This is a genomic window from Paenibacillus sp. R-74696, from assembly GCF_055814915.1.
This window is the reverse complement of the sequence record NZ_JBPULM010000008.1, coordinates 138,508-163,682: the sequence shown is the minus strand read 5'-3', so window position 1 is coordinate 163,682 and position 25,175 is coordinate 138,508. Positions and strand designations below refer to the sequence as shown.

The 25,175-nt window shown below is 50.4% G+C and carries 18 protein-coding genes; 15 read left to right on the top strand and 3 right to left on the bottom strand.

Going from position 1 to position 25,175, the window contains the following annotated elements; all coding sequences use genetic code 11:
- The first annotated feature begins 288 nt into the window (after nucleotides 1-288).
- Genes ACSR9A_RS01815 through ACSR9A_RS01805 form a run of 3 tightly spaced genes read left to right on the top strand, consistent with a single transcriptional unit; the run spans nucleotide 289 to nucleotide 5,250 of the window.
- Nucleotides 289-1,899 (top strand): SWIM zinc finger family protein, encoded by a 1,611-nt coding sequence (locus ACSR9A_RS01815; RefSeq protein ID WP_473755320.1) that lies wholly within the window; start codon nucleotides 289-291, stop codon nucleotides 1,897-1,899.
- On the top strand, nucleotides 1,896-4,898 hold the full coding sequence (locus ACSR9A_RS01810) for a DEAD/DEAH box helicase (protein ID WP_473755319.1): 3,003 nt from the start codon (nucleotides 1,896-1,898) through the stop codon (nucleotides 4,896-4,898). The genes ACSR9A_RS01815 and ACSR9A_RS01810 overlap by 4 nt, the downstream gene beginning before the upstream one ends.
- A gap of 7 nt (nucleotides 4,899-4,905) precedes the next feature.
- The gene (locus tag ACSR9A_RS01805) at nucleotides 4,906-5,250 is read left to right on the top strand and encodes a hypothetical protein (RefSeq protein ID WP_473755318.1); all 345 of its coding nucleotides are present in this window, start codon (nucleotides 4,906-4,908) and stop codon (nucleotides 5,248-5,250) included.
- 144 nt (nucleotides 5,251-5,394) lie between these two features.
- Here ACSR9A_RS01805 and yfbR read toward each other — a convergent pair whose 3' ends face one another.
- Complete coding sequence (gene yfbR, locus ACSR9A_RS01800; protein WP_473755317.1) at nucleotides 5,395-5,994, bottom strand: 5'-deoxynucleotidase; 600 nt, start codon at nucleotides 5,992-5,994, stop codon at nucleotides 5,395-5,397.
- Between the two features lie 223 nt (nucleotides 5,995-6,217).
- Between yfbR and ACSR9A_RS01795 the strand changes: the two genes are divergently transcribed.
- From ACSR9A_RS01795 to ACSR9A_RS01745, 11 genes are all read left to right on the top strand, one after another.
- Nucleotides 6,218-7,150 carry a bile acid:sodium symporter family protein gene (locus ACSR9A_RS01795; RefSeq protein ID WP_473755316.1) on the top strand — a complete coding sequence of 311 codons (933 nt, stop codon included), beginning with the start codon at nucleotides 6,218-6,220 and terminating at the stop codon, nucleotides 7,148-7,150.
- Between the two features lie 107 nt (nucleotides 7,151-7,257).
- On the top strand, nucleotides 7,258-7,503 hold the full coding sequence (locus tag ACSR9A_RS01790) for a DUF2691 family protein (protein ID WP_473755345.1): 246 nt from the start codon (nucleotides 7,258-7,260) through the stop codon (nucleotides 7,501-7,503).
- Between the two features lie 187 nt (nucleotides 7,504-7,690).
- Nucleotides 7,691-8,728: a LacI family DNA-binding transcriptional regulator gene (locus ACSR9A_RS01785; protein WP_473755315.1), complete on the top strand. Its 1,038-nt coding sequence runs from the start codon at nucleotides 7,691-7,693 to the stop codon at nucleotides 8,726-8,728.
- A 205-nt stretch (nucleotides 8,729-8,933) separates the two neighbouring features.
- Nucleotides 8,934-10,307, top strand: a complete 1,374-nt coding sequence (locus ACSR9A_RS01780; protein WP_473755314.1) for an ABC transporter substrate-binding protein — start codon at nucleotides 8,934-8,936, stop codon at nucleotides 10,305-10,307.
- A gap of 249 nt (nucleotides 10,308-10,556) precedes the next feature.
- Nucleotides 10,557-11,486 carry a carbohydrate ABC transporter permease gene (locus tag ACSR9A_RS01775; RefSeq protein ID WP_473755313.1) on the top strand — a complete coding sequence of 310 codons (930 nt, stop codon included), beginning with the start codon at nucleotides 10,557-10,559 and terminating at the stop codon, nucleotides 11,484-11,486.
- A 4-nt stretch (nucleotides 11,487-11,490) separates the two neighbouring features.
- Nucleotides 11,491-12,342: a carbohydrate ABC transporter permease gene (locus tag ACSR9A_RS01770; protein WP_473755312.1), complete on the top strand. Its 852-nt coding sequence runs from the start codon at nucleotides 11,491-11,493 to the stop codon at nucleotides 12,340-12,342.
- A 27-nt stretch (nucleotides 12,343-12,369) separates the two neighbouring features.
- Nucleotides 12,370-14,373, top strand: a complete 2,004-nt coding sequence (locus tag ACSR9A_RS01765; RefSeq protein WP_473755311.1) for a glycoside hydrolase family 127 protein — start codon at nucleotides 12,370-12,372, stop codon at nucleotides 14,371-14,373.
- 205 nt (nucleotides 14,374-14,578) lie between these two features.
- Complete coding sequence (locus tag ACSR9A_RS01760) at nucleotides 14,579-14,731, top strand: hypothetical protein (RefSeq protein ID WP_473755310.1); 153 nt, start codon at nucleotides 14,579-14,581, stop codon at nucleotides 14,729-14,731.
- 94 nt (nucleotides 14,732-14,825) lie between these two features.
- Entirely contained in the window at nucleotides 14,826-18,986 is a 4,161-nt protein-coding gene (locus tag ACSR9A_RS01755) for a DUF5695 domain-containing protein (protein WP_473755308.1), read from the top strand.
- Nucleotides 18,987-19,478: 492 nt separating this feature from the next.
- The gene (gene pnpS / locus ACSR9A_RS01750; RefSeq protein WP_473755307.1) at nucleotides 19,479-21,254 is read left to right on the top strand and encodes a two-component system histidine kinase PnpS; all 1,776 of its coding nucleotides are present in this window, start codon (nucleotides 19,479-19,481) and stop codon (nucleotides 21,252-21,254) included.
- Nucleotides 21,255-21,345: 91 nt separating this feature from the next.
- Nucleotides 21,346-22,071, top strand: coding sequence for a response regulator transcription factor (locus tag ACSR9A_RS01745; RefSeq protein ID WP_056030237.1), 726 nt, complete (start codon nucleotides 21,346-21,348; stop codon nucleotides 22,069-22,071).
- Between the two features lie 413 nt (nucleotides 22,072-22,484).
- Here ACSR9A_RS01745 and ACSR9A_RS01740 read toward each other — a convergent pair whose 3' ends face one another.
- Nucleotides 22,485-23,351 (bottom strand): helix-turn-helix domain-containing protein, encoded by an 867-nt coding sequence (locus tag ACSR9A_RS01740; protein WP_473755305.1) that lies wholly within the window; start codon nucleotides 23,349-23,351, stop codon nucleotides 22,485-22,487.
- Between the two features lie 137 nt (nucleotides 23,352-23,488).
- On the opposite strand from ACSR9A_RS01740, the gene ACSR9A_RS01735 reads away from it, so the two are divergent.
- The gene (locus tag ACSR9A_RS01735; RefSeq protein WP_473755304.1) at nucleotides 23,489-24,457 is read left to right on the top strand and encodes a 2-hydroxyacid dehydrogenase; all 969 of its coding nucleotides are present in this window, start codon (nucleotides 23,489-23,491) and stop codon (nucleotides 24,455-24,457) included.
- 478 nt (nucleotides 24,458-24,935) lie between these two features.
- Here ACSR9A_RS01735 and ACSR9A_RS01730 read toward each other — a convergent pair whose 3' ends face one another.
- Nucleotides 24,936-25,157, bottom strand: a complete 222-nt coding sequence (locus ACSR9A_RS01730; RefSeq protein WP_473755303.1) for a hypothetical protein — start codon at nucleotides 25,155-25,157, stop codon at nucleotides 24,936-24,938.
- Between the last annotated feature and the right edge of the window lie 18 nt (nucleotides 25,158-25,175).

The following is a 25,175-nucleotide window of genomic DNA, read 5'->3' as shown; positions in this document are numbered from 1 at the left end:
AAGGAGGTAGTTTTTCCTTTCATTATAAATTAAAACAAGGCGATTCTCCGGCATTGAATGCGGGGTATTGCCTTGTTTTTTTCTGTTCGGCATAATCCTTCTCTCAGCATCCTCGTTTGGAATAGCTGCCTTGTCTAAATGAGATTAAATTGCAAACAAAGGCTGATGAGGGCTTGCAGCTTTTCACAGATGTTGGTTGTCTCTTCGCGCTAGGGCTATAGACTTCTCGGAAAGTCGTCTTCTCATGTGTTATAATGGAAAGAATGTTACTTGAGCGGAAGGAAGCGGGTGAACAAAGCTTTGACTAGAAATGACGGTCAGCTATTGAAGCTGTTAGAGGGCAATATCAGGGAGCATATGCAGCAGGTTATTGTCGAGCGCGGCTGGGAATATTTTCGTAAAGGCAATGTTCGAAAAGTAGAGGTGCACGATCAGCATTTGCTGACAGGCGTCGTTGCCGGGTCGGAGCTGTATGCGGTAAGCATTGATGTGATGGATTATGCCTATAGCAGATGTACGTGTCCATATGGTGGTTTCTGCAAGCATATGGCCGCTGTATTTTTTGCTTTTTGCGACCATAACCAGGCGCTGCATGGTACGCCGGAGTCTGCGTATCGCCGCCTGACTGGGCTTCAGCCGGAGCCTGCGCCGCGGGCGGCTGTCGTTGTGGAGCAGCGGGGGAAAACAGCCTCCACTCCAGGTATGGATGCGTCTCCTGCAGATTGGCAGGCGTGGATGGAGCAGGAGTATGGCGATTCATGGCGCGTATGCCGCCACTCGCTGCATTCCTTGCAGCCCGTGCTGTCTGCACTTAAAGGCACTTCCAAGGACTGGGATAAAAAAAAGCAGCGGCTGCACTGGATGAATGTCATTTTATTTGTACTGGATCAGGCAGAGCAAGCAATTAAAGCGGTAGATTCATTCAGCCGCTATTATCACGAAATGTCGTTCGTCCGTATGGCTGAGCCATGGCTGGAGCATTATTATACGCTCGTACTGGAGCTGGCCCCTGCCGAAATGCTGGAGGACGAACGTGACTGGGCGGATGCGGTTGTTGGATATGCCTATAACCGGGCTCTGCGGAAGGAGCAGCAGCTATTCGACTGGCCTTATATTTATTTGGCGCTGTGCGGGAAGATGTCGGAAAATCGGGACTGGCAGCAGCGCGAGCTGGCCTCAATGCTTGCATCGGCAGGTGAGCAGACGGAAACTGCTGATGAGCAAATAAATGACACGTTTATTCATACGGCGATTGCTATGATGTATTTTTTTGATGGGCAGGATGAGGAAGCTTTGGCCCATTTCGGAGAAACGGATTTTCGCGGTTCGCAAAAAATGGTCTATACATGCGCTGCTCAGCGGCTGGAGGAAGGAGATTGGGAGCCGTTTGAGGCTTGGATGACCTATCTTTACAAGCATATTTATGCGATTCGAAGCGGAAGGACGGTGGGACCGTTCCTGACCTTATGCCGCCGTGCAGATACGGATCAACCGGATAATTTGAAATGGACGTCCTATATGACGTCACTGCTGCCGCATTCTTATTCGGAGCTTACGGATCACTGGTTTGCGCAGAAAAAATACGAGGAATGGGCTGAACTGCAAATGCTGATTGGCGCCTTGCCCGATGATTTGCCGATTCAGGATGTACGCGAGGTGTCAAAGGTGAATCCGCGCGTCATGATGCCGCTCTATCATCAGGCGATCGACAGCTGGATCAGCTCGCGCAATCGCCAAGGCTACCGGATGGCGGTGAAGCAGCTTAAAAAGCTGGAGCGTATTTATAAAGCCGAGAAGGAAATGGACAGATGGCAGGTTTATATTACGGGCATCGGTCGTAAATACCAGCGGCTGCGCGCGTTCCAAGAGGAGCTGTGGAAAGGAAAAATTGTGACATGAGAGCATCTATTGGCACTGGAATTTTAACGATGGACGCCTGTTGGTTGAAGGCGGAGAGCGGCGAATACCGGATTGCTCTGCTTGCTGGCGACCAGCAGGAGTCGGCGACGCGTCTGCGTTCCGTGCTATTCGCTTGGCACAAAGCATCCTGGTACGGCACGGAAGTGGAGGACGCCCAGCATGGCGATCGCAAAGCCTTGCTGCTGTCGCCGCTGCTGGCAGTTGATTATTTGTCGCAGCCTAAGTATGCACGGCTGCTGCAGGTGGAGTGGACGGAAAGGGCACAGCGGCTGAGGGAGCTGGCTTCCCTGATCCGGGAGGCGCTTCTGCAAGGCTGGTTTATGCCAGATTGGGGCGGCTGGTCGGAGGAGCAGCGGGCGTGGAAGCTGTATGTGCCAGATACAGAAGCAGGCGTCAAGGCAGGCGCGCTGTGGGAGCGGCTTATTCAGGAAGCGGGAGCTGCGGGAGATGTTGAGCTGCAGCACTGGCTAAGCCTCGCGGTAGAGGAGGTTTTGCAGCAGCCGGAAAGCTTGGCTGCGAAAGCATGGCAGAAGGTCGGCACAGCTGCTGGCGGCGAAATCGTCGTTCTGCGCAAAGCAGCCGAGGAGGAAGATTGGCTGATTGCGCTTGGGCTGCGGAAAGATTCGCTGCCGTTCAGGGTGGCTTTGCAGCTCGTTGAGCCGGGCGAGCAGCCGCAGTGGACGCTGCGGCCGGCTCTGCAAAGCCGCAGCGGAGGCGGAGAGTGGCTGCCGCTCGTGCGCAGCGCTGCAGGAGAGTGGGAGCTGGCTGCGGACGGAGAGCCTGAAAGGCAGCCGCCGTGGAAGGCGGAGCTGGATAGTTCGGTGCCCACTGAGGCGAGACTGCCCGAAGAGTGGCTGCCCTTGCTGCCGGCGAAGCTTGCGAAAGAGGAAGCGAAGTGGGTTAGCGCTTTGCCAGATTGGCAGGAGCCTGAGACGGCTGGCCAAATTAAGCTTCAGCTGTCGGACAATGAAGCATGGAGCTTCATGGAATCGGCAAGCTTGACGCTGCTGGAAGCAGGCTGCCCGGTGCTGCTGCCGAGCTGGTGGGAAGCTGTTAGATCGCGCAAGCTGCGGCTGAAGGCGAAGGTGAAATCATCGGTTGGCTCGGATGCGCAGCCGATGTTCGGTCTCGACCAAATCGTGCAATTCGATTGGAAAATGGCGCTCGGCAATGTCGATTTGTCGGAGGCGGAGTTTATGCGCCTGGCCGAGGAAAACCGGCGCCTAATGAAGATTGGCGGCGAATGGGTGCATCTAGATCCGCAGGATGTGGCGCAGATCCGCAGCTGGGTTTCGAAAATTGGCAAGAAGAGCGGCTTGTCCTTCCGCGATGTGATGGAAATGCACCTGTTGGGCGGAGCTGTACTGGAGGATGAGGAGGAGCAGGCACACGACCTGCGGGCCGAAGTAGAGCTCAATGAGCATCTGACCAGATGGCTGGAGCAGCTTCAGCATACGTCGGAAATTCCGCTTATCGAAAAGCCGGAGGCTTTCCTTGGGGAGCTTCGTCCTTACCAGCTGCAAGGGGTTTCTTGGCTGTTGTTTTTGCGGAGGTTCGGCTTTGGCGGCTGTCTGGCAGACGATATGGGTCTGGGAAAGACGATTCAGTTCATGGCCTATCTCGTTTACGTCAAGGAACAGCGCGAGGAGCAGCTTAAGCTGGGAAATTCCCCGGCGCTCGCTCATGCGCCTTCGCTGCTTGTATGCCCGACTTCGGTTATCGGCAACTGGGAGAAGGAGCTGGAGAAATTTGCTCCGGAGCTTAAGGTTCATCTTCATTACGGCCCTAAGCGGGAGAAGGGGGAAGCATTCGAGGACGCAGTCCGTGACATGGATCTGGTTATTACCTCGTATTCGCTGGCCCAATTGGATGAAGAAGACTTAGGTGCAGTAGCCTGGGATGCATTATGCTTGGATGAGGCGCAAAATATAAAAAATATTTACACGAAGCAGTCGGCGGCCATTCGCAAGCTGCCTGCCCGCCACCGAGTGGCGCTGACAGGCACACCGATGGAAAACCGGTTGACGGAGCTGTGGTCCATCTATGATTTTATCAATCCCGGCTATTTGGGCGGGGTGAACGAGTTCCGCAAGGAAGTAGTCGCTCCTATCGAGCGGACGCGGGATGAGAAAATGATTGCAGGCTTGCAGCGCTGGGTGAAGCCGTTCATGCTTCGCCGCATTAAGAAAGACCCGGCCATTCAGTTATCGTTGCCAGAGAAATTCGAAGGCAAGACGTATATTACACTTACGGCAGAGCAGGGCGCGATGTATGAAAATATTGTCTCGGACCTGCTGGAGAAGCTCGATACGTTAGGAGCGATGCAGCGGCGCGGTCTTATTTTGGCTTCCTTGACCCGGCTTAAGCAGCTTTGCAATCATCCCGGCTTGATGGAAGGGGATAATGGCGGAGCGAAGCAGTGGGAGGAAGAACGTTCGAACAAGGTCGCCCGCCTGATGGATATGGTGGAGGAGGTCGCTGCCGAAGGGGAGCGCTGCCTGATTTTTACCCAATTCGTTGAGATGGGCCATCAGCTCAAGAAGCTGCTGGAAGAGCGGCTGGGCACGAGCGTTCCTTATTTGCACGGCGGAGTGCCGAAAATAAAGCGCGACGAGATGATCGAAGGCTTTCAAAATCCCGAACAGCCTTGCAGCGCTTTCGTTCTATCGCTTAAGGCAGGCGGAACGGGACTTAATCTTACAGCGGCCAATCATGTGTTTCATTTTGACCGTTGGTGGAATCCGGCAGTGGAAAATCAAGCGACGGACCGTGCCTTTCGAATTGGGCAGACGCGCGAGGTGCAGGTTCATAAGTTCATTACGCTAGGCACGCTTGAGGAGAAAATCGATGAAATGATTGAACGCAAGCAGTCATTGAATGACCAAGTCGTCGGCCAGTCTGAGCAGTGGATTACCGAGCTGTCAACAGACGAGCTGAAAGAGCTGTTTGAGCTGCGGAAAAACTGGCTGAAAGGGTGAGTGCCAGATGGCAGAAGAGAAGCTGAGAGACCAGCTAACGAAAGTGATGGCCCAGCGCCGCAAACGAAGCGGCGAAGGGACAGTCGAGACCGAAGAAGGCCAGGGTCAGGCAACGGCTCAGGTGCTGGGGGCGGCAGCTAGCGAAGCATGGGATACAGCTTCAAATGCAGTTGGAGGCGAAGCGCCAAACGGAGCGCTGCATGCCAAGGAGCAGGAGGAGCTTAGCCCTATGCAGCCATCAACCGATCAGCTAACGCCATTGCCTGAGGCTAGTTCAGCTGAACAACCGAGTGAAGAATGGAAAGCTTTCTATGAAGCCATTAGTACTTATGTTTCAAAGATGCGTGACTGAGCCAAGGTTTGTTTAGCGGAAAAGAAAAAAGGAAGAAAGGACGGGATTTATTCCGTCCTTTCTTCCTTTTCAGGTATGGAGCAGCCAGAATGAATACGCTTGGATAAGCGTATCCAGTCCGACCCAGCCTAGCCCTGCTTAGCTTCAGTCAGTCAGCTCATCAAGCGTCATGCCGAGGCTTGGCGCCATATGGGTGAGAAACCATTCGACCTCGGGCATATTTAATGCGGCTAGCGCTTGCTCAGTTTGACCCCGTGCCACGAGAAATTCACGATTGCCTGCCGATAGTTCATAGAGGCATTTCAAGTAAGCGTCAAGCAAATCAGCGGCTTTCACCATCGATTGAAGCGTCTGTTCCTCAGGAGAAAGGCTGCCGTGGTGCTTGCCCAGCAGCGGAGCATAGGTTTTCTGCATCGGCTCAGGAACCATGGCAAGCAGCCGCTCAGCGGCGAGCGCTTCAAGCTCGCGAAAGCTGGCGAGCATTTTAGGATTATGATGCTTGACCGGCGTAGGAATGTCGCCGGTAAACACCTCCGTCGCATCGTGGAACAAAGCGAGCGTCACCGCGCGATCAGCATTATATTGCTTTTCAAAAAGCGAATTTCCGATTTCGCAAAGCATATGCACGAGCAGGGCGACATGGAAGGAGTGCTCGGCGACGTTTTCCTTTGTCGTATTGCGCATGAGACTCCAGCGCTCAATATAGTTGAGGCGGTACATGTAAGCAAAAAAATGACTATCCATAAGATGTGGACTCCTTTGTGCGATAAAATGGAGATGAAAGCAAGAGACGCTTGCTGTTCTATGCTATTATAAAGGCTGAATGCAAGTGCAGCTAGGCTGCCCTCAGCATCTTGATTTTATTTTTATTGAAAACACGGCTTGTATAGACTTCTAGAACCTAACAAAAGAGGGATGGCTTACGAAAGCATTTGGACTAGCTTTTAACCGTTATTTTGAGCAATGGATGTTTGTTATTATTCCCTTTTCGTTAATTGCTGGCTTTATATTCGCCGATAGGCTTAGCAGCATGGTGGCTGCTGTGCCTTATTTGTTCGCTTATGTGACGCTGACGATGGCGCTTGGCTGCGGGGTGAAGGAGCTTGGAGCGGTTATGAAGAGGCCGGGCGTGCTTGCCTGGACGTTTCTGCTCGCGCATGTGCTCTGTCCAATAATCGCCTATGGCCTTGGCACGCTGCTGTTCGGCGCATCGTCGCCCTATGTGGTGGGGCTTGTGCTGTTTACCATTATTCCGCTGGGCGTGTCTACGGTTCTGTGGGTAGGCATGTCAGGCGGCAGCGTGCCGCTCATGCTCGCGATGGTCGTTATCGATTCGGCATTATGCCCGTTCGTCGTGCCTGCGGGGCTCCATTTATTTTTCCAAACGGCAGTAGAGATCGAGAGCGCACCGCTCATGCTGGATTTGCTGCTCATCATTGTGCTGCCAACGCTGCTCGGCGTGCTGCTCCATCAATTGAGCCGTGGGCGGCTGCTGGAGCAGGTTAAGCCTGTCGCAGCGCCCCTTTCAAAGCTGTGCTTTGTGGCGGTAGTCGCGCTGAATGCAGCGGCAATTGCCCCGTATACCGAGCAGCTTAAGGGTGACCTGTTCAAGCTTTTGCCGCTCGTTGTGCTGCTCGTCTCGCTATGCTACGCTGTTGGCTTTATCGGAACGATGCGTGCAGTAAGCAAAGAAGTGCAAATTACGGTATCGTTTGCGACTGGCATGCGCAACATTTCCTTAGGCATGGTGCTTGCGCTCGGCTATTTCAGCCCACTGGCCGCCGTACCCGTTGTTCTGTCTATTATGGTGCAGCAGCCGCTGGCGACGCTCCATCATTTTATTTTGCAAAAGATGCAAAAAAGGAAAGAGCATTTAGAGAAATCAATGATTATACGTTAAGGAGTTTTATCATTGAAAATAGGAATAGCTTTTCAGATTCCTGGTCCATTTGGAAGCATTATTGGCGAGCTATTAAGGCCCTTTGACATAATACGCGGTATTATGTCATTTTTGCAGATTTAAAAGCTTTTCCAAAAGGGAAGATTGCCACCAATATAGCGACTTTTGAGGATTATTTAAAAAGTGACTGTCAATTGGTGCTACTAGTCGTTGATTGTACCTATATCACGATTTATTGCAAGGATATGGAGGTACTTGAAAGACTGCATCATATCGCAACTGTTAATGAATTCAAAAATATCGAGTATGTGACTAGCGAAAATGACACAAGAACGAGGCTGTCGGTATGGTAAAACCGTTGATAACTCATTTCTTGTAATGCTTATAGGAAAAGGGAGTTTCCAAGCCTAAGGTGATTTTGAGACCTTGGCTTTTTTTAAAATGCATGGCCTAACAAAAAAGCGCTTGCATAAAAATGATTTCATGTGTTATAACCAATTTAGAACAAAATCTAATCGTTTAACATAAAGGAGTGACGGTTTGTCGACTATTAGCATTAAAGACATCGCTGCCAAAGCCCAAGTTTCAACCGCCACAGTCTCTTATGTCATAAATGGCACGCGAAATGTCAGCCGAAAGACGCGCGAAAGAGTTGAGCAGGTCATTGAGGAGATGAACTACAAGCCTAACAATGCGGCTCAGAGCTTGAAGCGCAAGCGGACGAATACGATTGGAGTCATTGCAGAGGACGTGACGGTGTTTAATGTGCCGGAGATTATCGACGGAATCAACGACTGCGCAGATCGCCTCGATATGCATATTTTGCTGACCAACCTGCGGCTGGATAAGCGGATTGGCCGCCAGTTCGATCAGGTGGACGCTTACCGCAAATATGCGGAGGATGCCGTGTCAGAGCTGCTTGGCAAGCAAGTGGATGGCATGATTTATATCGGCGCTCATCCCCGCGATTTGACGGGGCTCTTCGATACGGAAGGCAAGCCAATCGTCTATACCTACTGCTATACGCAAAACGATGTGTCCATTCAATACGACGATGAGCAGGCTTCTTTTGAAGCCATCAGCTATTTAACGAGTAAAGGGCATTCCCGCATTGCAATCATCAGCGGGGCGGTGGATTCCATGCCATCACGGCTGCGATTGGGCGGTTTTTATAAAGCGATTACGGCATTCGAGCTGCCATTCAATCCACAGTGGATTAAAATGGGCGACTGGGAGGCGGAATCCGGATACGGGCTGGCGAAAGAGCTGCTGGAGACACCCGAGCCGCCAACAGCTATTGTGGCGATGAATGATGTCATGGCTGTCGGAGTCATGCGGGCCGCGAAGGAACTGGGCATCCAAATTCCTGAGCAGCTGTCGATTATCGGCTTTGACAACCGTGAATTCAGCGAATATGTGAGTCCAAGTATTACGACGATGGATCTTCCACTTCATGAAATGGGATATAAGGCAATGGAGGCACTGTCGCGTATTTTGCATGGAGAGCAGGTCGAAACGGGCGAGAAGCCTGTCTGCAAGCTGATTGAACGGGATTCGGTAGCCGAGCTGGCAACTTGAATAGGTGCATTGGTTTTTAAAAAGGATATGACAATAACGGATGGTCGTCCACTACTTGCAATATGGAAGCGAATGGTGAACAAAGGTACCATCCGTTACTTTTCAACATAAATCTAAACGTTTAACTTTTTAGTGTAAGCGCTTACCTATGTGTGGCTATAATCCGCAAGGATTAAGCATAAAAACGTTCACGGGGGATGATGGAATGCAAAAAGGGAGATTGGGTATAACCGCAAGCATTTTAGCAGTCACAATGCTGATGGCGGCTTGCAGCAACAGCGGTGGAAATGGGAATGGTGGGGCATCAGCTACAAACAACGGTACTTCCGAGCCGACAGCAGCAGCATCCGCAGAGGCGGGGGCGCCAGCGGCGGACCCGGTCAAGCTGACGCTGTGGACGTTTGTCCAGCAGCATGCAGACTTCTATACGTTTATGGCCGAAGAATGGAATAAAAACAATCCGGATCAGCCAATAACGCTGGATGCACAAACGATTCCTTATGATGATATGCATACTCGTCTGCTGCTTGCTCTGCAATCGAATGAAGGGGCACCGGACTTGGTCGATATTGAGCAAAGCAAATTCCCGAATTTTATGAAGGGAGAGGTTCAGCTTGCGGAGCTTAATGATATCGTTGATCCGGAAATTTCGAATATTGTGAAATCCCGCGTCGATATTTACAGCAAGGACGGCAAGTATTATGGCGTAGATATGCACGTTGGCGCAACGGTCATGTATTACAACAAGGAGCTGATGGATAAGGCAGGCGTCAACCCAGATGATATTAAGCTGTGGTCCGATGTTGAGAAATACGGGAAGACGGTAGTGGAAAAAACAGGCGTGCCATTCATCACGTTTGAAGGCGCGGGCAACTGGTCATGGTGGCCGGCAATTAATCAGCTGAAATCTGATCAGGTGGGCCCGGACGGTGAAATTACGGTTGATGATCCGCGCAATATCGAAGCGATGACCTTCTTTAAAAAGCTGGTGGATGAAAAAATCGCAGCGGTCTCTCCAGGTGTTGGACACGATACGCCAGAGTACAAAGCCTTTATGAATGGCGGCGGCGCAGTATCGGTATTTATGCCATTTTGGTTTATGAATCGCTTCACGGATGAAATGCCTGATTTGAAAGGCAAAATGATCATTCGTCCAATGCCGGCATGGGAAGAAGGCGGCAATCGTTCAGCAGGCATGGGTGGAACCGGCTTGTCGATTACTGTTCAGACGAAAAATCTGGAGCTGTCCAAAAAATTCCTTGCTTATGCGAAGCTGTCCAAAGACGGCAACATTCAAGTATGGAAGCAGCTTGGCATGGACCCAATTCGTACCGAAGTATGGAGCGATCCAGCGATGGAGGAGCCGAATAAATTCACCGACTACTTTGGCACAGATATTTTCAAGACACTGACTGAAATCAAGGATGAAATTTATCCGGTTAACATTCGCGAGACGTCGCCAGTTGTGTTCGATGCTGTCCGTAACGAAATCGTTCCTAAAATCTTTCAATTCAATGAAGATCCAGCAACCGTAATTGCAGAAGTCGCAGCCAAGCTTCGCAAGGATACAGGGAAATAATCAATTAATCAATTAACCACAGAGCTAAAGAGCAATTCGAGAGGGACACAGGTTTAAGCAAGACGCCTGCGCTCGCATGGCTGCCAGCGGTCTAGCCGAAATGCTGCAACTCGGCCTGGTTAGCATGGGCAGCCTGCGCAAGCGCTGCGTCTATACAGAAAACGTTAACTATAAGAGACTGCGACGAAATAAAGTACCGCTAATTTCCTCGCAGCTCCTAAGTATGCGTAAGTCGGAGGTGAAATCAGCATGAATGCCAACATGGGCAGGCTCGCCCTTAAGAAGCAAAAAACAGCGCCCAGGCGCATGAATTCACAGAAGCTCGCTCCCTATTTGTTTATTATGCCGTTTATCGTCTCATTTCTGCTGTTTTTCTCATATCCGCTCATTCATGCGGTCATTATGAGCTTTCAGCAGGTGCTGCCGGGAGATGTGAAATTTATTGGCTTAGCCAACTATCGCAAATTATGGAACAGCGACTTCTATCAGGCTTTATGGAACAATTCACGTTATGTATTTTGGACGCTGCTGGTGCTCATTCCGCTGCCGCTCACGCTTGCAGCACTGCTGAACTCCAGCATTATGCGGGCGAAAAACTTTTTCAGAGCCAGCTTGTTTATACCGGCTTTGACCTCCATAGTAGTCGCGGGCATTATTTTCAGGCTTATTTTTAGCGAGCTGGATGGTGCCATTATGAATTCCTTCATTTCGCTGTTTGGCCTATCCAGTCAAAAATGGCTGCTTAGCCCCTCCCTGAGCATGTTCGCGCTAGTCGTGCTAGCTACCTGGCGTTGGGCAGGCATTAATATGCTGTATTTTCTGTCGGCGCTGCAGGGCATTCCGCGTGAGCTGTATGAATCGGCGGATATGGACGGTGCGGGCACGCTGAGCAAATTTTTCAAAATTACGATTCCGCTGTTGAAGCCGATCACTATTTATGTATTCACGATTACCATCTATGGCGGTTATGCAATGTTTACCGAAAGCTTTATGCTGTGGGGGAGCCGGGGGTCACCGCAAAATATCGGCCTGACGATGGTGGGCTACATTTATCAGCAAGGCTTTCAATATTTTGATCTGGGCTTTGGTTCAACGATTGGGATTACGCTCCTCGGCATCACCTTGGTCGTTAGCGTCATTCAGCTGAATTTGCTCGGATTTTTCAAAAAGGAGGATTAGGGAGATGGCTGAAAAAAAGGGGAATAAAGGGTTCTCCCTCCTGCTGGTGCTGTTGTTCGGGGCGTTTGCAGTGCTCGCACTGTTCCCGTTGTTTGCACTGCTGCTTGCTTCGTTTAAACCAGCGTCAGAGCTGTTTCGTTACGGACTGAATGTGAGGCTGGACTTTGATGTGATGACGCTGGCCAACTACAAAATGATTTTTTCGGGAAAAGGGGGCTCCCAGAACTATTTTCACTGGTATCGCAACAGCTTGGTCATTACGCTCTTATTTACCTTCCTATGCCTGCTGCTTTCCTCGATGGTCGGTTATGGGCTAGCGATGTACCGCTTTAAAGGAAGGGCGCTTGTATTTACACTCGTGCTTGCCGTCATGATGATTCCGGTGGAAATTATTATTCTTCCGCTGTATAAGCTGTCGATTGATCTGCTGATCATTAACTCGATTTGGGGCGTTATATTGCCATTTGTTGTAGCGCCGCTGCCGATTTTCTTTTTTCGCCAATTTGCGATTGGGCTGCCGAAGGATTTTATGGATGCGGGCCGCATAGATGGCTGTACGGAATTCGGTATTTTCTTCCGTATTATGGTTCCGCTGATGCTTCCTGCTTTTGGCGCGATGACGATTTTGCAAGCCTTGTTCAGCTGGAACAACTTTTTATGGCCGGTCATCGTACTGCGTTCAACTGAGAAATTCACCTTGCCGATTGGCTTGTCCGGCTTGCTGTCGCCAACGAGCAACAATTATGAGGTGCTGCTTGCAGGCTCGATTATGACGATTATTCCGATTTTGGTGCTGTTCCTGTTTTTTCAACGCTTTTTTATAGCAGGGCTCACAGTAGGCGGCGTTAAAGGCTGACCATAGATAGAAGAGGAGAGGAAGAGAATGAATAACCAATTGAATGAACAGCTGCAGGAAGGAATTAAGCCGACGGACCGCTCAAAACCGCTAACCTTGGACAAGGTGAGAATTAGCGACCCGTTCTGGTCGGACTATATTCGGCTCGTGCGCGACGTGGTTGTCCCTTATCAATGGGAGGCGCTGAACGACCGGGTGCCTGAAGCCGAGCCAAGCCATGCGATTCAAAACTTTAAAATCGCCGCTGGTGAAGCGGAAGGCGCTTTCCACGGCATGGTATTTCAAGACAGCGATGTGGCGAAGTGGCTGGAAGCCGTCAGCTATTTGCTGGAAACGGAGCCAGATCAGGCGCTTCAGCAGGTAGCAGACAGCGTCGTAGAGCTAATTGCGAAAGCCCAGCAGCCTGACGGCTATGTAAATACGTATTTTACAGTGAAGGAACCTGAAAACCGGTGGACGAATTTGGCGGAATGCCATGAGCTTTATTGCGCAGGCCACTTAATAGAAGCGGCAGTCGCCTATAACAAGGCGACGGGCAATGAGACGATTTTGCAGGTAGCCTGCCGTTTTGCAGATTATATCGATCGTGTATTTGGACGGGAACCCGGCAAGCTGAACGGCTATGACGGTCATCAGGAAATTGAACTGGCACTTGTGAAGCTTTACCATGCGACGGGAAAAGACCATTATTTGGCGCTAAGCCGTTATTTTATAGAGCAAAGGGGCGCTAAGCCGTCCTTCTATGAGCAAGAGTGGGAGAAGCGCGGGCGGAAGGTTCATTTTCCACAGCTGGACATCGCCCATGATTTGCCCTACAGCCAGGCTCATCTTCCGGTTCAGGAGCAGGAGCAAGCGGTTGGCCATGCGGTGCGTGTCGTCTATATGTGTACAGCCATGGCCGATTTGGCCGCTGAAACGGGAGATGAAGCCTTGCTGCAAGCGTGCAAAAAGCTATGGGACAACATAGTAGCCAAGCGTATGTACATTACTGGCGGCATTGGCTCGATGGCGGAGGGGGAAGCTTTTACATCAGATTATGATCTGCCAAACGATACGGCTTATGCCGAAACATGTGCCTCAATCGGACTGATTTTCTTCGCCCACCGCATGCTGCAAATCGAGCCGGACAGCCGCTACGCGGATGTGATGGAGCGGGCGCTTTACAATACGGTCGTTAGCGGGATGGCACGGGATGGCAAAACCTTTTTCTACGTCAATCCGCTGGAGGTTAATCCTTCACAGCTCGCCGGGAATAAAAATACGCATCATGTATGCGGGCAAAGGCAGGGCTGGTTCGGCTGTGCCTGCTGTCCGCCGAATATCGCGCGCTTGCTGGCTTCGCTCGGTCAATATGTGTATACGGTCTCGAAGTCGGCTATTTATGTGCATTTGTATGTAGGGGGCGCGGCAAAGCTTGAAATAGCGGATACAGAAGTACAGCTCGAACAGCAGTCGGCCTATACTTGGGACGGTGAAGTCAGCTTTACAATCAGCACCGCGCGTCCGATTGCGTTTGCGCTAAAGCTGCGTGTTCCGGATTGGTGCGGGGAGGCAACATGGGCAGTTAATGGTGGCGAGCCACAGCAAATTAGTGGAAGTGAAATTGACAATGGCTATGCCCAAATCGATCGTGTATGGCAGAGCGGCGATACGGTGGAGCTCGTATTTACGATGCCGATTCACCGGATGAAAAGCCATCCGCTAGTCCGCGAGAATGCCGGCAAAGTAGCTTTGCAGCGCGGCCCCTTCGTTTATTGCTTGGAGGAAACGGACAATGGCGAGCAGCTTTACCAATTGGCGCTGCCTGCGGGAAGTGAGCTTAGTACCGCTTTTGAGCCTGCTTTGCTAGGAGGCATGCAGACGATTTCGGTGCTCGGACAGCGGCAGGTTTCGGACGGCTGGCAAGGACAGCTGTATCGTCATAATGCGGACTGGCAGCAGGAAGCTGCCGAGCTGAAGTTTATTCCGTATTTTGCTTGGGCGAATCGCGGTGCAGGGGAAATGGCTGTTTGGGTGAGAGAAACGACATAGTCCCAAATGGGAGTATGTTGAAAAGAAGTGTAACTAATAGAGTACGAGTTGATCCATCCCATAGCGTTTACAGCATGAAATGGTTTGCCGGATGAGGGAGTAATGATTACTCCCCCATCTTCCCTATTGCCAGCAGCAGGCTAACGGAGTCGCAGCTCTGAGTAATAGGGTCTTTTTTAATGGAAAAAAGCGCTGAGAGGAGGTGGTGTGGGGATTACAGAGCGGCAAGGCGGCACAGCGGCATACGGGCGTACCATACCGGGAGTGCAAGACGCTGCCCCAAGGTGAAACGGCTGTCTCCGTCCTTTGGCGGCGCGGCGCGTTTCAGTCCGAGAAATATAGAGAAAGTATGGCGTAATCCTATACTTTCCTATATTTCAAGAAAAAGATGGCTTTTACATCCTGGGGAGGACAGAGGCATTATAAAAATAGGTTCAGGGAGGCTAAACCGCATGACCATGCAATGGCTACCTCGTTCAAGGCAAATGCTTAAGCTGGCAACATCTTTTTTTGTAACCGCTTTAATGGTAATTTTAATTCCTCACATCGCTTCCGCTTACACGCTTTCCGACAGCAATTTCAACATTTCCACCGGCACAAACGGAGAAATCAACTCACTGCGCCTGACGGGAGACACCTTCAACACGCAATATGTGATGAATCCGACGGTAACGCCGAATCAGAACACGGCTGATCACCAGTGGCTGGGCGAGCTCATGTTCAAGTACCGCTTCGGTACAGGAGCTTGGCAGACGGCATTGACGCAAAGCTCCTCCGACGGCAGAACGCAAAGCCAGACGGGCAACAACGTAACGATTACTTACCAGAACTCGACGAATGCCAATGGCGTCAAAAATTTCAAGCTGGTTAATTCGTATTCGCTCGTAAACGATTATTTTTTATGGAAAATCGAGCTGACGAATACGAGCACACAAACGATTGAATTTGGCGACGTTGGTTTGCCATTGCCGTTCAATGAATTTTGGACGGGCGGCAGCAACGAGCAAATTTATGAAACACGCGTGCTAACCCACTCCTTTGTCGGCAACAACAGCTCCTATATTACAGCAGCACGGCCAAGCGGCATCGGCCCTTATTTGCTGATGGTTCCTGATGCGAGCACAGGAGCAGGCTTTGAATACCAGGATCGCTGGAGAGTCGAGGAGCATCCGGGCAGCAAATGGGCGATGGATCAAGGCGGCTGGATTGAAGGCCTCAACGTCTTCTACATCCACTCCAATGTGATCAAAAGCACGAATCGCGGCTATTTGCCGAATACGAGCCTGACGCTCGCACCGGGCGCAAGCAAAACGTATGCGTTTAAATTTTTCAAAGTCGCTAACGAAAATGATGTAAAGGATCGTCTTTACAACGAGGGCCATATCGATGTTACGGTCGTTCCGGGCATGATCGTGCCAACGAACCAAACGGCTAAATTCGATCTGCACACGACGAAAACGATTAATTCGATTACAGCGCAATACCCGTCCGACACGACGATTACGTCACTCGGTACAACGGGCACGAACCATAAGCTGTATTCAATTACGATGAACAAGCTGGGCCAGAATTTGATAACGGTCAACTATGGAAACGGGGAAAAGACGGTTCTGCAGTTTTATGCGATTGAACCCGTTGATGCAGCGCTCCAGCGGCATTCGACCTTCATGGTGAACAGCACGCAGTGGAACGTTCCGGGCGATATTCGCGACAAGGTGTTTGACGACTGGATGATGGATACCAACTCCAAACGCAATATTTTCAACGGCTATTGGGGCTGGGGCGATGATTGGGGTTACACTCATGCACAGTTCCTAGCGGAGAAAAATGTTCAAACCCCCGTTGCCTCCGAGGTTACGGCGCTTGACGATTATTTGACGGTGGCCATTTGGGGTAGGCTGATGGCGCAGCATCAGACGGATTATTTGATCCACGACTTCCTGATGCCAGAGCCAAATGATACGCCAACCTACCGCGGCTACGCATATCCGCATATTTACAACACGTATTTCAGCATGTACAAAATCGCTAAGCTGTATCCGAATTTGATTACGTATGACAATCCGAAAAACACCTATCTGCTGCGGGCTTATAATATTTTCAATGCCCTGTACGGACCAGGTATCGCTTACAACTGGAACACGGGCCTCATGGGCGAATTGACAACGCCGGACATTATTAAGGCGCTGCAGGACGAGGGCTACACGGCGGAAGCGAATAATTTGATCGCCAAAATGGCGACCAAATACAATAATTTCGCAAATACGACATACCCATACGGCTCGGAGTATAACTACGATAATACAGGCGAAGAAGCGGTTTACACGCTTGCCAAGATGAACAACAACAATACGATGAAAAGCAAAATCAATTTGAAAACGCGCGCAGCACGCGGCCATATGCCAGTCTGGTACTACTATGCTGATCCGGTCACGATTACCGGCGAGAACTGGTGGAACTTCCAGTACACGGTGTCGCTGGCGGGCTATGCGATGGACGATTGGGTTCGCAATAACTCGACCAATGCGGAAGTGGAGCAGCGTATGTCCTATGCAGCCAAAATCGCCAACGTCGGCGCGATTAACTCCGGTCAAATCAGCGCAGACCCGGCAGATCTTGGTGCTGTAGCCTGGACGTATCAGGCGGAAAAAGGCAACTATCCTGCACTAGGAGTAGGCGGCGGCGCCTTGCAAAACGGCTGGCGTGGCATGGCAGGAGAAGCAGATCTGGGCTTGTTCGGCGCCATTAAAATTTTGAGCTCTGACGTAGCCGTTGATCCTATTTTCGGCGTCTACTGTTATGGCTGCGATGCAACCGACAATAGCACCAGCTACACGGTTGTGCCGAAGGATGGCGTATTCCAGCGTCTTAACCTCATTACCGAGAAATTCGGCATGGAGCTGGAGCGTGACAAAATTGCAACAGCAACGATTACGAAGGCCAAAAACAATGTGAAATTCAATTTGAAAAACTCGACATCGGGAACGGCGCACACAACGAAAGTAACCTTCAAAGGCTTGGCTGCTGGCTATTATAATATTTTGGTTAACAACGCTGTAGCTGGCGGAATCAATGTTTCGAGCAGTGGGTCAGCAGTGGTTACCTTAAACATTGGTACGGCTGCAACGTATGATATTGAGCTTGCGCAAGGAACAGCGCCAACGAATACAGCACCTGTTGTAAGTGCAGGAACAGCAGGCACATTCACGCTTCCTTCGCCAGTTGCTCTGGCAGGAACTGCAACGGATGATGGTTTGCCTTCTGGCACTTTGACGAGCGTCTGGACGCTTGTTAGCGGTCCAGGAACGGCTGTATTCGCAAACGCAGCAGCTGTAAATACGACGGCGACGGTGTCGACGGCGGGAACTTATGTATTCAGGCTTACGGCAAATGATGGCAGCCTGACTGCGAATGCAACGGTTACGCATACGGTTAACCCTGCAGCTCCTTTGCCAGAGGTCATTGCGAACTACTTGTTTAATCAGACAAGTGGCACGACAGCGACAGATTCCTCAGGCAATGGGAAAAATGCAACGCTATCCGGCACGACGGCATGGGTAGCGGGACGTTCGGGCAATGCGCTCGACCTTAACGGCACGAGCGGCTATGCATCCTTGCCAACGGGCATCGTCAGCGCTGTAAATGATTTTACGATTTCGACATGGGTCAAATTAGACACGATTAGCGATTGGTCGCGCATCTTCGATTTTGGCACAGGAACGAATGCCAATATGTTCCTGACGCCGCGTGCTGGCGGCAGCGGGCTGCGCTTTGCCATTACGTCAAGCGGCAACGGCGCGGAGCAGCAGCTTAATGCACCGGTATTGCCTACTGGCGTCTGGAAGCATGTCGCCGTGACGCTTTCGGGCACGACGGGCAGAATGTACGTTGATGGGGTACAGGTTGCGATTAATACAGCGATGACCTTAAAGCCATCAAGCCTTGGCAATACGAATTTGAATTACCTCGGCAAATCCCAATATGGCGATCCGTATTTGGATGGAGCTTTGGATGACTTTAAAATTTACAGCCGTGCGTTAAGCGGGGCGGAGATCGGCTCCATATTCAGCGGTTCCTCGCTGGCTGCGGATATTTCAGAGCAAGGTACGCTTTCGACCTCGCAGGATGAGCCTCAAGGTGTGGAGGCAGGAACACAGTCCAGCGGTGAACAGGCAGTTGGCCAGCCTGATACTGGTACTGGTGCAGTGACACCAGCGGCGGTAGTAGGCCTCCATATACTGCGACTCGCTCTAAATGCGGATGCTCCGCCAGCATCCGAGGCGCCGAGTGCTCCTTCTTCGGTTCCGGAGGTCATTGAAGCGCCTGTTCAATGGGCGCAATACGAGTTTGCCCAAGATTACACGATTAGCAGTATTCGTGTTCATTGGAACGATGGCGAAGGAGCTGTTAAGCTGCCGGAGCAATATTCGGTTCAATATTGGGATGGCGAGCAATGGCTTGATGTTGCGGAGGCTTCGGGTCTTGGCTTGAAGGTGAATGAAGACAATGAAACGAGCTTTACGCCGGTGAAAACGAATAAAATTCGCGTTCTTATCCCTGGTGATGAGTCGGTGCTAATTGGTCTCCAATCTTGGAAGGTATTTGGATATTAATTGGTTATTAAAAGGATGAAATGGCTTTGTGAAGCGGATTTACAATAATAAAATATTTTCTTTAAAATAGCCATTGCCCTCGTTGAAAAGCGGGGCATAATCCCTATAGGGCTTGCAGTAGGCGAGTTTATCTGTAAAGATAAGCTGGCCGCTGCAACCTTATGGGGTTTTTTTATATGAAAAATGCAGATGCCATTTTTCTATATCGGTATGATAAGATGTTCAGGATGGACGAGGTTTTTTTAGAAAACGGGTGGATAGTGCGAGTGGAGTGAAGGGTTGGTCTGGAGAAACGAAGTGTTCGCTTAAAGCTTTCCGTAGGAAAGCAGCTTCGTAAGCATCTACCCATGGTGTGGTTTTCTTCCGATACAGTATTTATTGTTCAGGAAAATCAATACCAATGGCGATCGGAAGACCAACCTTTCGCGCAGCGAAGCACCAGTCCCCCGGTTTTATAATAAACGAGTGCAAAGAACACGAGGAGTGGGTGGCGTGAACAGCTTTCGAAATCGGCTGACGATTATTATGATTTTAATGATTGCTTTATCCGTTACGGCGGCCGGACTTATTATGGCAAATACGTTCAAGCAAAATCATATTAGTGCTTTGGAAGACAATATGGTACGGGAAATGCACATCATTTTGGCGAAAATGGAATGGAAGCAGGGCACGCTGAGCGAGGTGGAGCCCTATTTTACCGAGGAAGCAAAAAGTCTGAAAGGCTTCACTGGCGCCCGGGTCACCTTTATTTCCGGTGATGGTATCGTAGTGGGCGACTCGGATCATGAAGTGTCCACGATGGACAATCACAACAGCCGCTCGGAGGTAGCCGAAGCGCGCGAGGACGGCGTTGGCCGCACGATCAGGGAAAGCGATACGCTGCACCAGAATCTGCTGTATGTGGCGATATTGACCGATAGCAGCAACCCGAACTCCAATGTTATCCGATTGGCGATGAGCCTAAGTGATGTAGAGCAGAGCATCCGCAACGTATGGACGGTTATTGGCGGCGGGCTGCTGCTGCTGTTTTTGGCTGCTGCCGTTGTCAGCTACCGTATTGCGCTCAGTCTGACGCGGCCGCTTGAGCAAATTACAAGCGTCGCGAAGCGGATTAAAAATATGGATTATCAGGCGCGCGTGGTGGTAGCCAAGCAGGATGAGATTGGCGAGCTTGGCAATGCGATTAACGCCATGGCAGACAGCCTGCAGGTGCAAATGACGCAGATCCGCCAAAATGAAAGCCAGCTGGAAAGCGTGCTGGACAACATGATCAACGGCGTCGTCATGATTGATCGTACCGGCCGCTTCGTGCTGATGAACAGGCACGCAGAGGAATTGCTCGGCTTCTCGGCACGCGAGCTCGTTGGGCGCCATTACGCCGAAGGCAAACAGCAATTTGAGCTGGCTCAAATGATTCAAGAGGGGCTGGAAACTCGCGAGCATATCCGCGAGGAGGTTACGTTCTATTTTCCCGAGGAGCGGCTGCTGGAGCTAAATCTGGTGCCGATCGAGCAAGAGGGAGAAGAGTATGAGGGAATGCTGCTCGTGCTGCAGGATGTGACAGCTATTCGCCGCCTGGAGCGGATGCGCAGCGAATTCGTTGCGAATGTATCGCATGAGCTGAAAACGCCGATTACGGCGATTAAAGGCTTCGCGGAGACGCTGATCGCAGGAGCTGTGGATGATGCGGAAACTTCGCGCTCGTTTTTGCAAATTATTTTTGATGAGAGCGATCGGTTGAATCGGTTGATCGGGGATATACTGGAGCTGTCGAAAATCGAGTCGCGGCGGGTTCCGCTCTATTTTTCACCGGTCAATATGGATATATTTATGGATAAAACGCTCAAGCTGCTGGAGGCAGAGGCATCGCGCAAGGTAATTGAGCTGAAGATGGACCTTGAAGCAGGCCTATATATGGAAGCGGATGAGGATCGGCTGCGGCAAATTGTGATGAATTTGCTTTCGAACGGCATCAACTATACGCCAGAGGGCGGGCGGGTGACCGTGAAAATGGAAGGCATAAACGAGGACCATATCCGCATACGTATCAGCGACACGGGAATCGGCATTCCGAAGAAGGATTTGCCGCGCATCTTTGAGCGCTTCTACCGGGTGGACAAGGCGCGTTCGCGCAGTTCAGGCGGCACGGGGCTTGGCTTGTCGATCGTTAAGCATTTGATTGAGCTGCACAAAGGAACGATATCGGTAACGAGCGAAGTGGGCCGTGGAACGACATTTATTATTGAACTTCCGGTGCTTCAGCAGTAGCGGTTTCACGCTTAGCGCAAAAGGTTTACCACTTCTATATAATTTCATGTTAGAATAGGGATGAATAAATGCAATAATGCTGGAGGTTACCATGTCGCATAAAGTGCTTGTCATTGAAGACGAACCGACACTCGCTAGACTTCTGTCATACAATTTGACGCAGGAAGGCTACGAAATTACGGTCGCCGATCATGGTGGAGAAGGTTTGCAAACTGCGCTGCAGCGCAGCTTTGATCTCATTATTTTGGATATTATGCTGCCGGGAATGAACGGCTTCGACATTTTAAATCGCCTGCGTCAAAATGGCCTGCGGACGCCGGTCATTATTTTGACAGCCCGCAATGCCGAGGAAGAAGTCGTGCAAGGTCTGAAGCATGGTGCGGATGACTATATTACTAAGCCGTTCGGCGTTGCCGAGCTGCTGGCGCGCGTATCTGCGGTGCTGCGCCGGACTCAGCTTCAGGACGATAACATGATGCCTGAAACGACAGAGAAGATCATTACAGCGGGCGAGCTGTCGATCTATCCGGATAAATATGAGGTCGTGCTGGATGGGGAATCGATCCCGCTGCGTCCGAAGGAATTTGAAGTGCTGTTGTATCTTGTGCAGCGGCCAGGCATGGTTATTACGCGCGACGATCTCATGAATGTCGTGTGGGGCTTCGATTACATCGGCGGTCAGCGTACCGTAGATGTGCATGTCAGCTCGCTTCGCAAAAAGCTGGAGCTGGGTCAGCAGTCGGTGCAAATCGAATCGATTCGCGGCGTCGGCTATAAGCTCGTTATGCACAAAAAGCTTGTCACACCTAAAAGTTAAGGTGGACAAGCTTTTTTCATGGGTTGTTAGGGACGAGTGCAGCGGCTCGGTGAGGAAGGGCTGTGCTGCGCTGCGTGAAAGGTTTGGCCTACGATCGCCATTGCTGCCCAATTTCTCTGAACTATGCTCCGCATCGTAGAAATTGGGCAGCAAAAGCGAACGCTTCGCTTCTCCAGCTCAAACCTTTCGCTCCTCTCCACACCAGCCCCTCCTCTCCTCGCTCCTCCTAAAAAACAATAAAAAAAGCAAAGTCAGTAGAGCAGGAAGAGCAAAAGTACAAAAGATAAAGAACAAAGACAAAGAACAAAGACAAAGAACAAAGACAAAGAACAAAGACAAAGAACAAAGACAAAGACAAAGAGCTTAACAAACGAAGACGAAAATGGGAACCTAAATCAGAGAAGCTATTAACTTTAGCTGCGGTCCCATTCCAGCATTTTGCGCTGGAACTGCTTGGGTGAACAGTCGTTGTATTTTTTGAAGGTTTTATAAAAATGGGCCATATTCGGCATGCCAATCCGCTCGCCTACGTCGGCAATGCTTAAGTCCTTCGTGAGCAAAATCCGCTCCGCCCATTTGATTTTGCGATAATTAACGTATTCGGTAAAGGAAAGGCCAATCGTTTTTTTGAAAAACTTAACGAAATAATAGTAGCTCATATTCACAATTCGGCACATGTCTTCCACCTGAATGCGTTCGCCTAGATTGTTCTCGACATAATCAAGGACAGGCTTTAGCCGGATATGGTCAAAATCATCCTGCCTGGCCAGGATGCGCTGGCTGTCGCCGCGCAGCATGAGCAGCAGCAACTGCTTGATCTGGATGCTGACGGCAATTTCATAGCCGGTTTCCTTGTGGGTTGCTTCATGCAGCAGCTCAGTAATAGCCTGGCTTGCCTGCTGCCGAATTGCTTGATTTTCACGAAAAATATAGTTGGCGCGGCTCAGCGGATTTTCCGTCTCGGAAAAATAGCGGATATAAGGAATGGTGCTGTTGTCGAAAAAATCCTCGAGATTGAATTGCAGCACAATATAGTCCAGCTTGCCAATATTACGGTCGCGATGCAGCTGGCTTGAGCCGAGGACAACGATGTCTCCGCTTTCAAGATCAAGGCTGTCATCCTCAATATCGATCTTGAGACTGCCTTTTATAATATAGATGAGCTCCAGCTGTTTGTGATAATGCCATTTGATCAATTCGCTGGTCGAGCGCTGTGTTCGAAAAATTCGGATAGAAAGCAACGGGTTCTCATAGGGAACCTGCTCGTTAAAGGCTTCCAAGGCTGCTCCTCCTTCAGGGAACGAAATCGATTGTTGGTACCGGGAGGCAATATGATTTATTGTAGAGTGGATAGGGCTTAAAGGCAAGAGCAGGAAAGCAGGAACATCATGAAATCTGGAAAATGGAGGATTATAACATGAAACCAAAAGTATTTATTTCGAGCAAAATACCCCCAGAGGTGAAAAACTACCTCGATGAGCATTGCGATACCCGGATGTGGGAGGGCGAGCAGGGGATTACCGGCGCGCAGCTGGCGGAAGAAATTAGCGAAGTGGAAGGTCTGCTTGCTGCGGGCAATGCGATCAGCGAGCGTCTTCTGTCGGCGGCACCGAAGCTGAAAGTAGTCAGCAACATTTCCGTTGGCTACAACCATAATGATCTGGATGCGATGAAAAAACGCGGCATTATCGGTACGCACACGCCCTACGTACTCGATGATACGGTGGCAGATTTGACGATGGCGCTTATGCTCGCTGCTGCCCGCCGGGTGGCGGAGCTTGACAAGCTCGTTCGCGCAGGAGAGTGGAAGCGCGGCATCGGCACATCCTTGTTCGGCATTGATGTGCATCACGCCAAGCTTGGCATCATTGGCATGGGCCGCATTGGCGAAACCATTGCCAGACGCGCAAAATTCGGGTTTGATATGGAAGTCAGCTATTATAATCGTTCGCGCAAGCCAGACGTTGAGCAGCAGCTTGGCGTTCAGTACAGCCCGCTTGATCAACTGCTCCAAGAGTCTGATTTCATCGTGCTGATGACGCCGCTAACGCCGGAGACAAAGCATATGATCGGTCAGGAGCAGTTTGCAAGGATGAAGCGCAGTGCCATCTTTATTAACTGCTCGCGAGGGGAGACGGTTGATGAGGCGGCGCTCGTCCAGGCACTGCGAAGTGGCACGATACGCGGCGCAGGGCTGGATGTTTTTGAAAAAGAGCCGGTTACGCCGGATAATCCGCTGCTCCAGCTCGACAATGCGGTGCTGCTGCCGCATATTGGTTCGGCTACCCATCAGACGAGATTCAATATGGCGATGCTTGCTGCCCGCAATCTGGTGGACGGCTTGTACGGCCGCGAGCCGCAATATGTGATTCCGGAACTGAAGTAGTGAGTCGTGAGAACATGGATTAAAAGGCCGCGTGAAAATTAATAGTAGGGTTAGACCCTATTTTGAATCAGATTCCAATTAAACAGAAGCATCCAATCCCACTTTCAATGTGGAGTTGGATGCTTCTTTATTCCATATTTTTTACTGACTTACTCGGCGTTTCCGCTAAGGGACAGAACCTTAAAAACACGAATCTCTTACTTTGCCATTATTTTTTTCTGTACCAAAAATCAAGGATGATTTTTATGACAATGACGATAACTAAAACAGTCAGAATGGTATTCGTTTGATTTAGTTCCAGGTATAATTCGCGAATTTCAGATGAAGTCTGTGACGATGAATTACTTGTTTGATCAGCTATATTGCTACGGTAAATTCATGAACCCACATATTACCATTCAAAATTACAATGTTTTTTTCGAAATATTACAGACTTCTCCTTTCATGTATATTGAGGGTACCGTCTGATGGGCTAATACTACATTTGATTGAATGCCATGTTTATCAAATGATCGCGATAGTCTACATCCGCGGCTGCGACGATTCTTTTGTTGGGCTTGCTTGTTTTTGGTTGGATTTTGGTTTCATTTTTGAGCACATTGAAGACCATCCGTTTGACGATGGCTAGATTTTGGGCTGCTGCCGTTTTTCTTGTTTGATTGCGGTCGTCTCCAAAGGTAATATCCAGACTCCAATGCATGCTTTCAATGCCCCAATG

Excerpts from the sequence above, each read along its gene's own strand:
- ACSR9A_RS01810 (WP_473755319.1), top strand. The coding sequence starts at position 1,896 with ATGAGAGCATCTATTGGCACTGGAATTTTAACGATGGACGCCTGTTGG.
- ACSR9A_RS01805 (WP_473755318.1), top strand. The coding sequence starts at position 4,906 with ATGGCAGAAGAGAAGCTGAGAGACCAGCTAACGAAAGTGATGGCCCAG.
- yfbR (WP_473755317.1), bottom strand. The coding sequence starts at position 5,994 with ATGGATAGTCATTTTTTTGCTTACATGTACCGCCTCAACTATATTGAG.
- ACSR9A_RS01795 (WP_473755316.1), top strand. The coding sequence starts at position 6,218 with ATGTTTGTTATTATTCCCTTTTCGTTAATTGCTGGCTTTATATTCGCC.
- ACSR9A_RS01780 (WP_473755314.1), top strand. The coding sequence starts at position 8,934 with ATGCAAAAAGGGAGATTGGGTATAACCGCAAGCATTTTAGCAGTCACA.
- ACSR9A_RS01775 (WP_473755313.1), top strand. The coding sequence starts at position 10,557 with ATGAATGCCAACATGGGCAGGCTCGCCCTTAAGAAGCAAAAAACAGCG.
- ACSR9A_RS01770 (WP_473755312.1), top strand. The coding sequence starts at position 11,491 with ATGGCTGAAAAAAAGGGGAATAAAGGGTTCTCCCTCCTGCTGGTGCTG.
- ACSR9A_RS01765 (WP_473755311.1), top strand. The coding sequence starts at position 12,370 with ATGAATAACCAATTGAATGAACAGCTGCAGGAAGGAATTAAGCCGACG.
- ACSR9A_RS01755 (WP_473755308.1), top strand. The coding sequence starts at position 14,826 with ATGACCATGCAATGGCTACCTCGTTCAAGGCAAATGCTTAAGCTGGCA.
- ACSR9A_RS01745 (WP_056030237.1), top strand. The coding sequence starts at position 21,346 with ATGTCGCATAAAGTGCTTGTCATTGAAGACGAACCGACACTCGCTAGA.
- ACSR9A_RS01735 (WP_473755304.1), top strand. The coding sequence starts at position 23,489 with ATGAAACCAAAAGTATTTATTTCGAGCAAAATACCCCCAGAGGTGAAA.
- ACSR9A_RS01730 (WP_473755303.1), bottom strand. The coding sequence starts at position 25,157 with ATGCATTGGAGTCTGGATATTACCTTTGGAGACGACCGCAATCAAACA.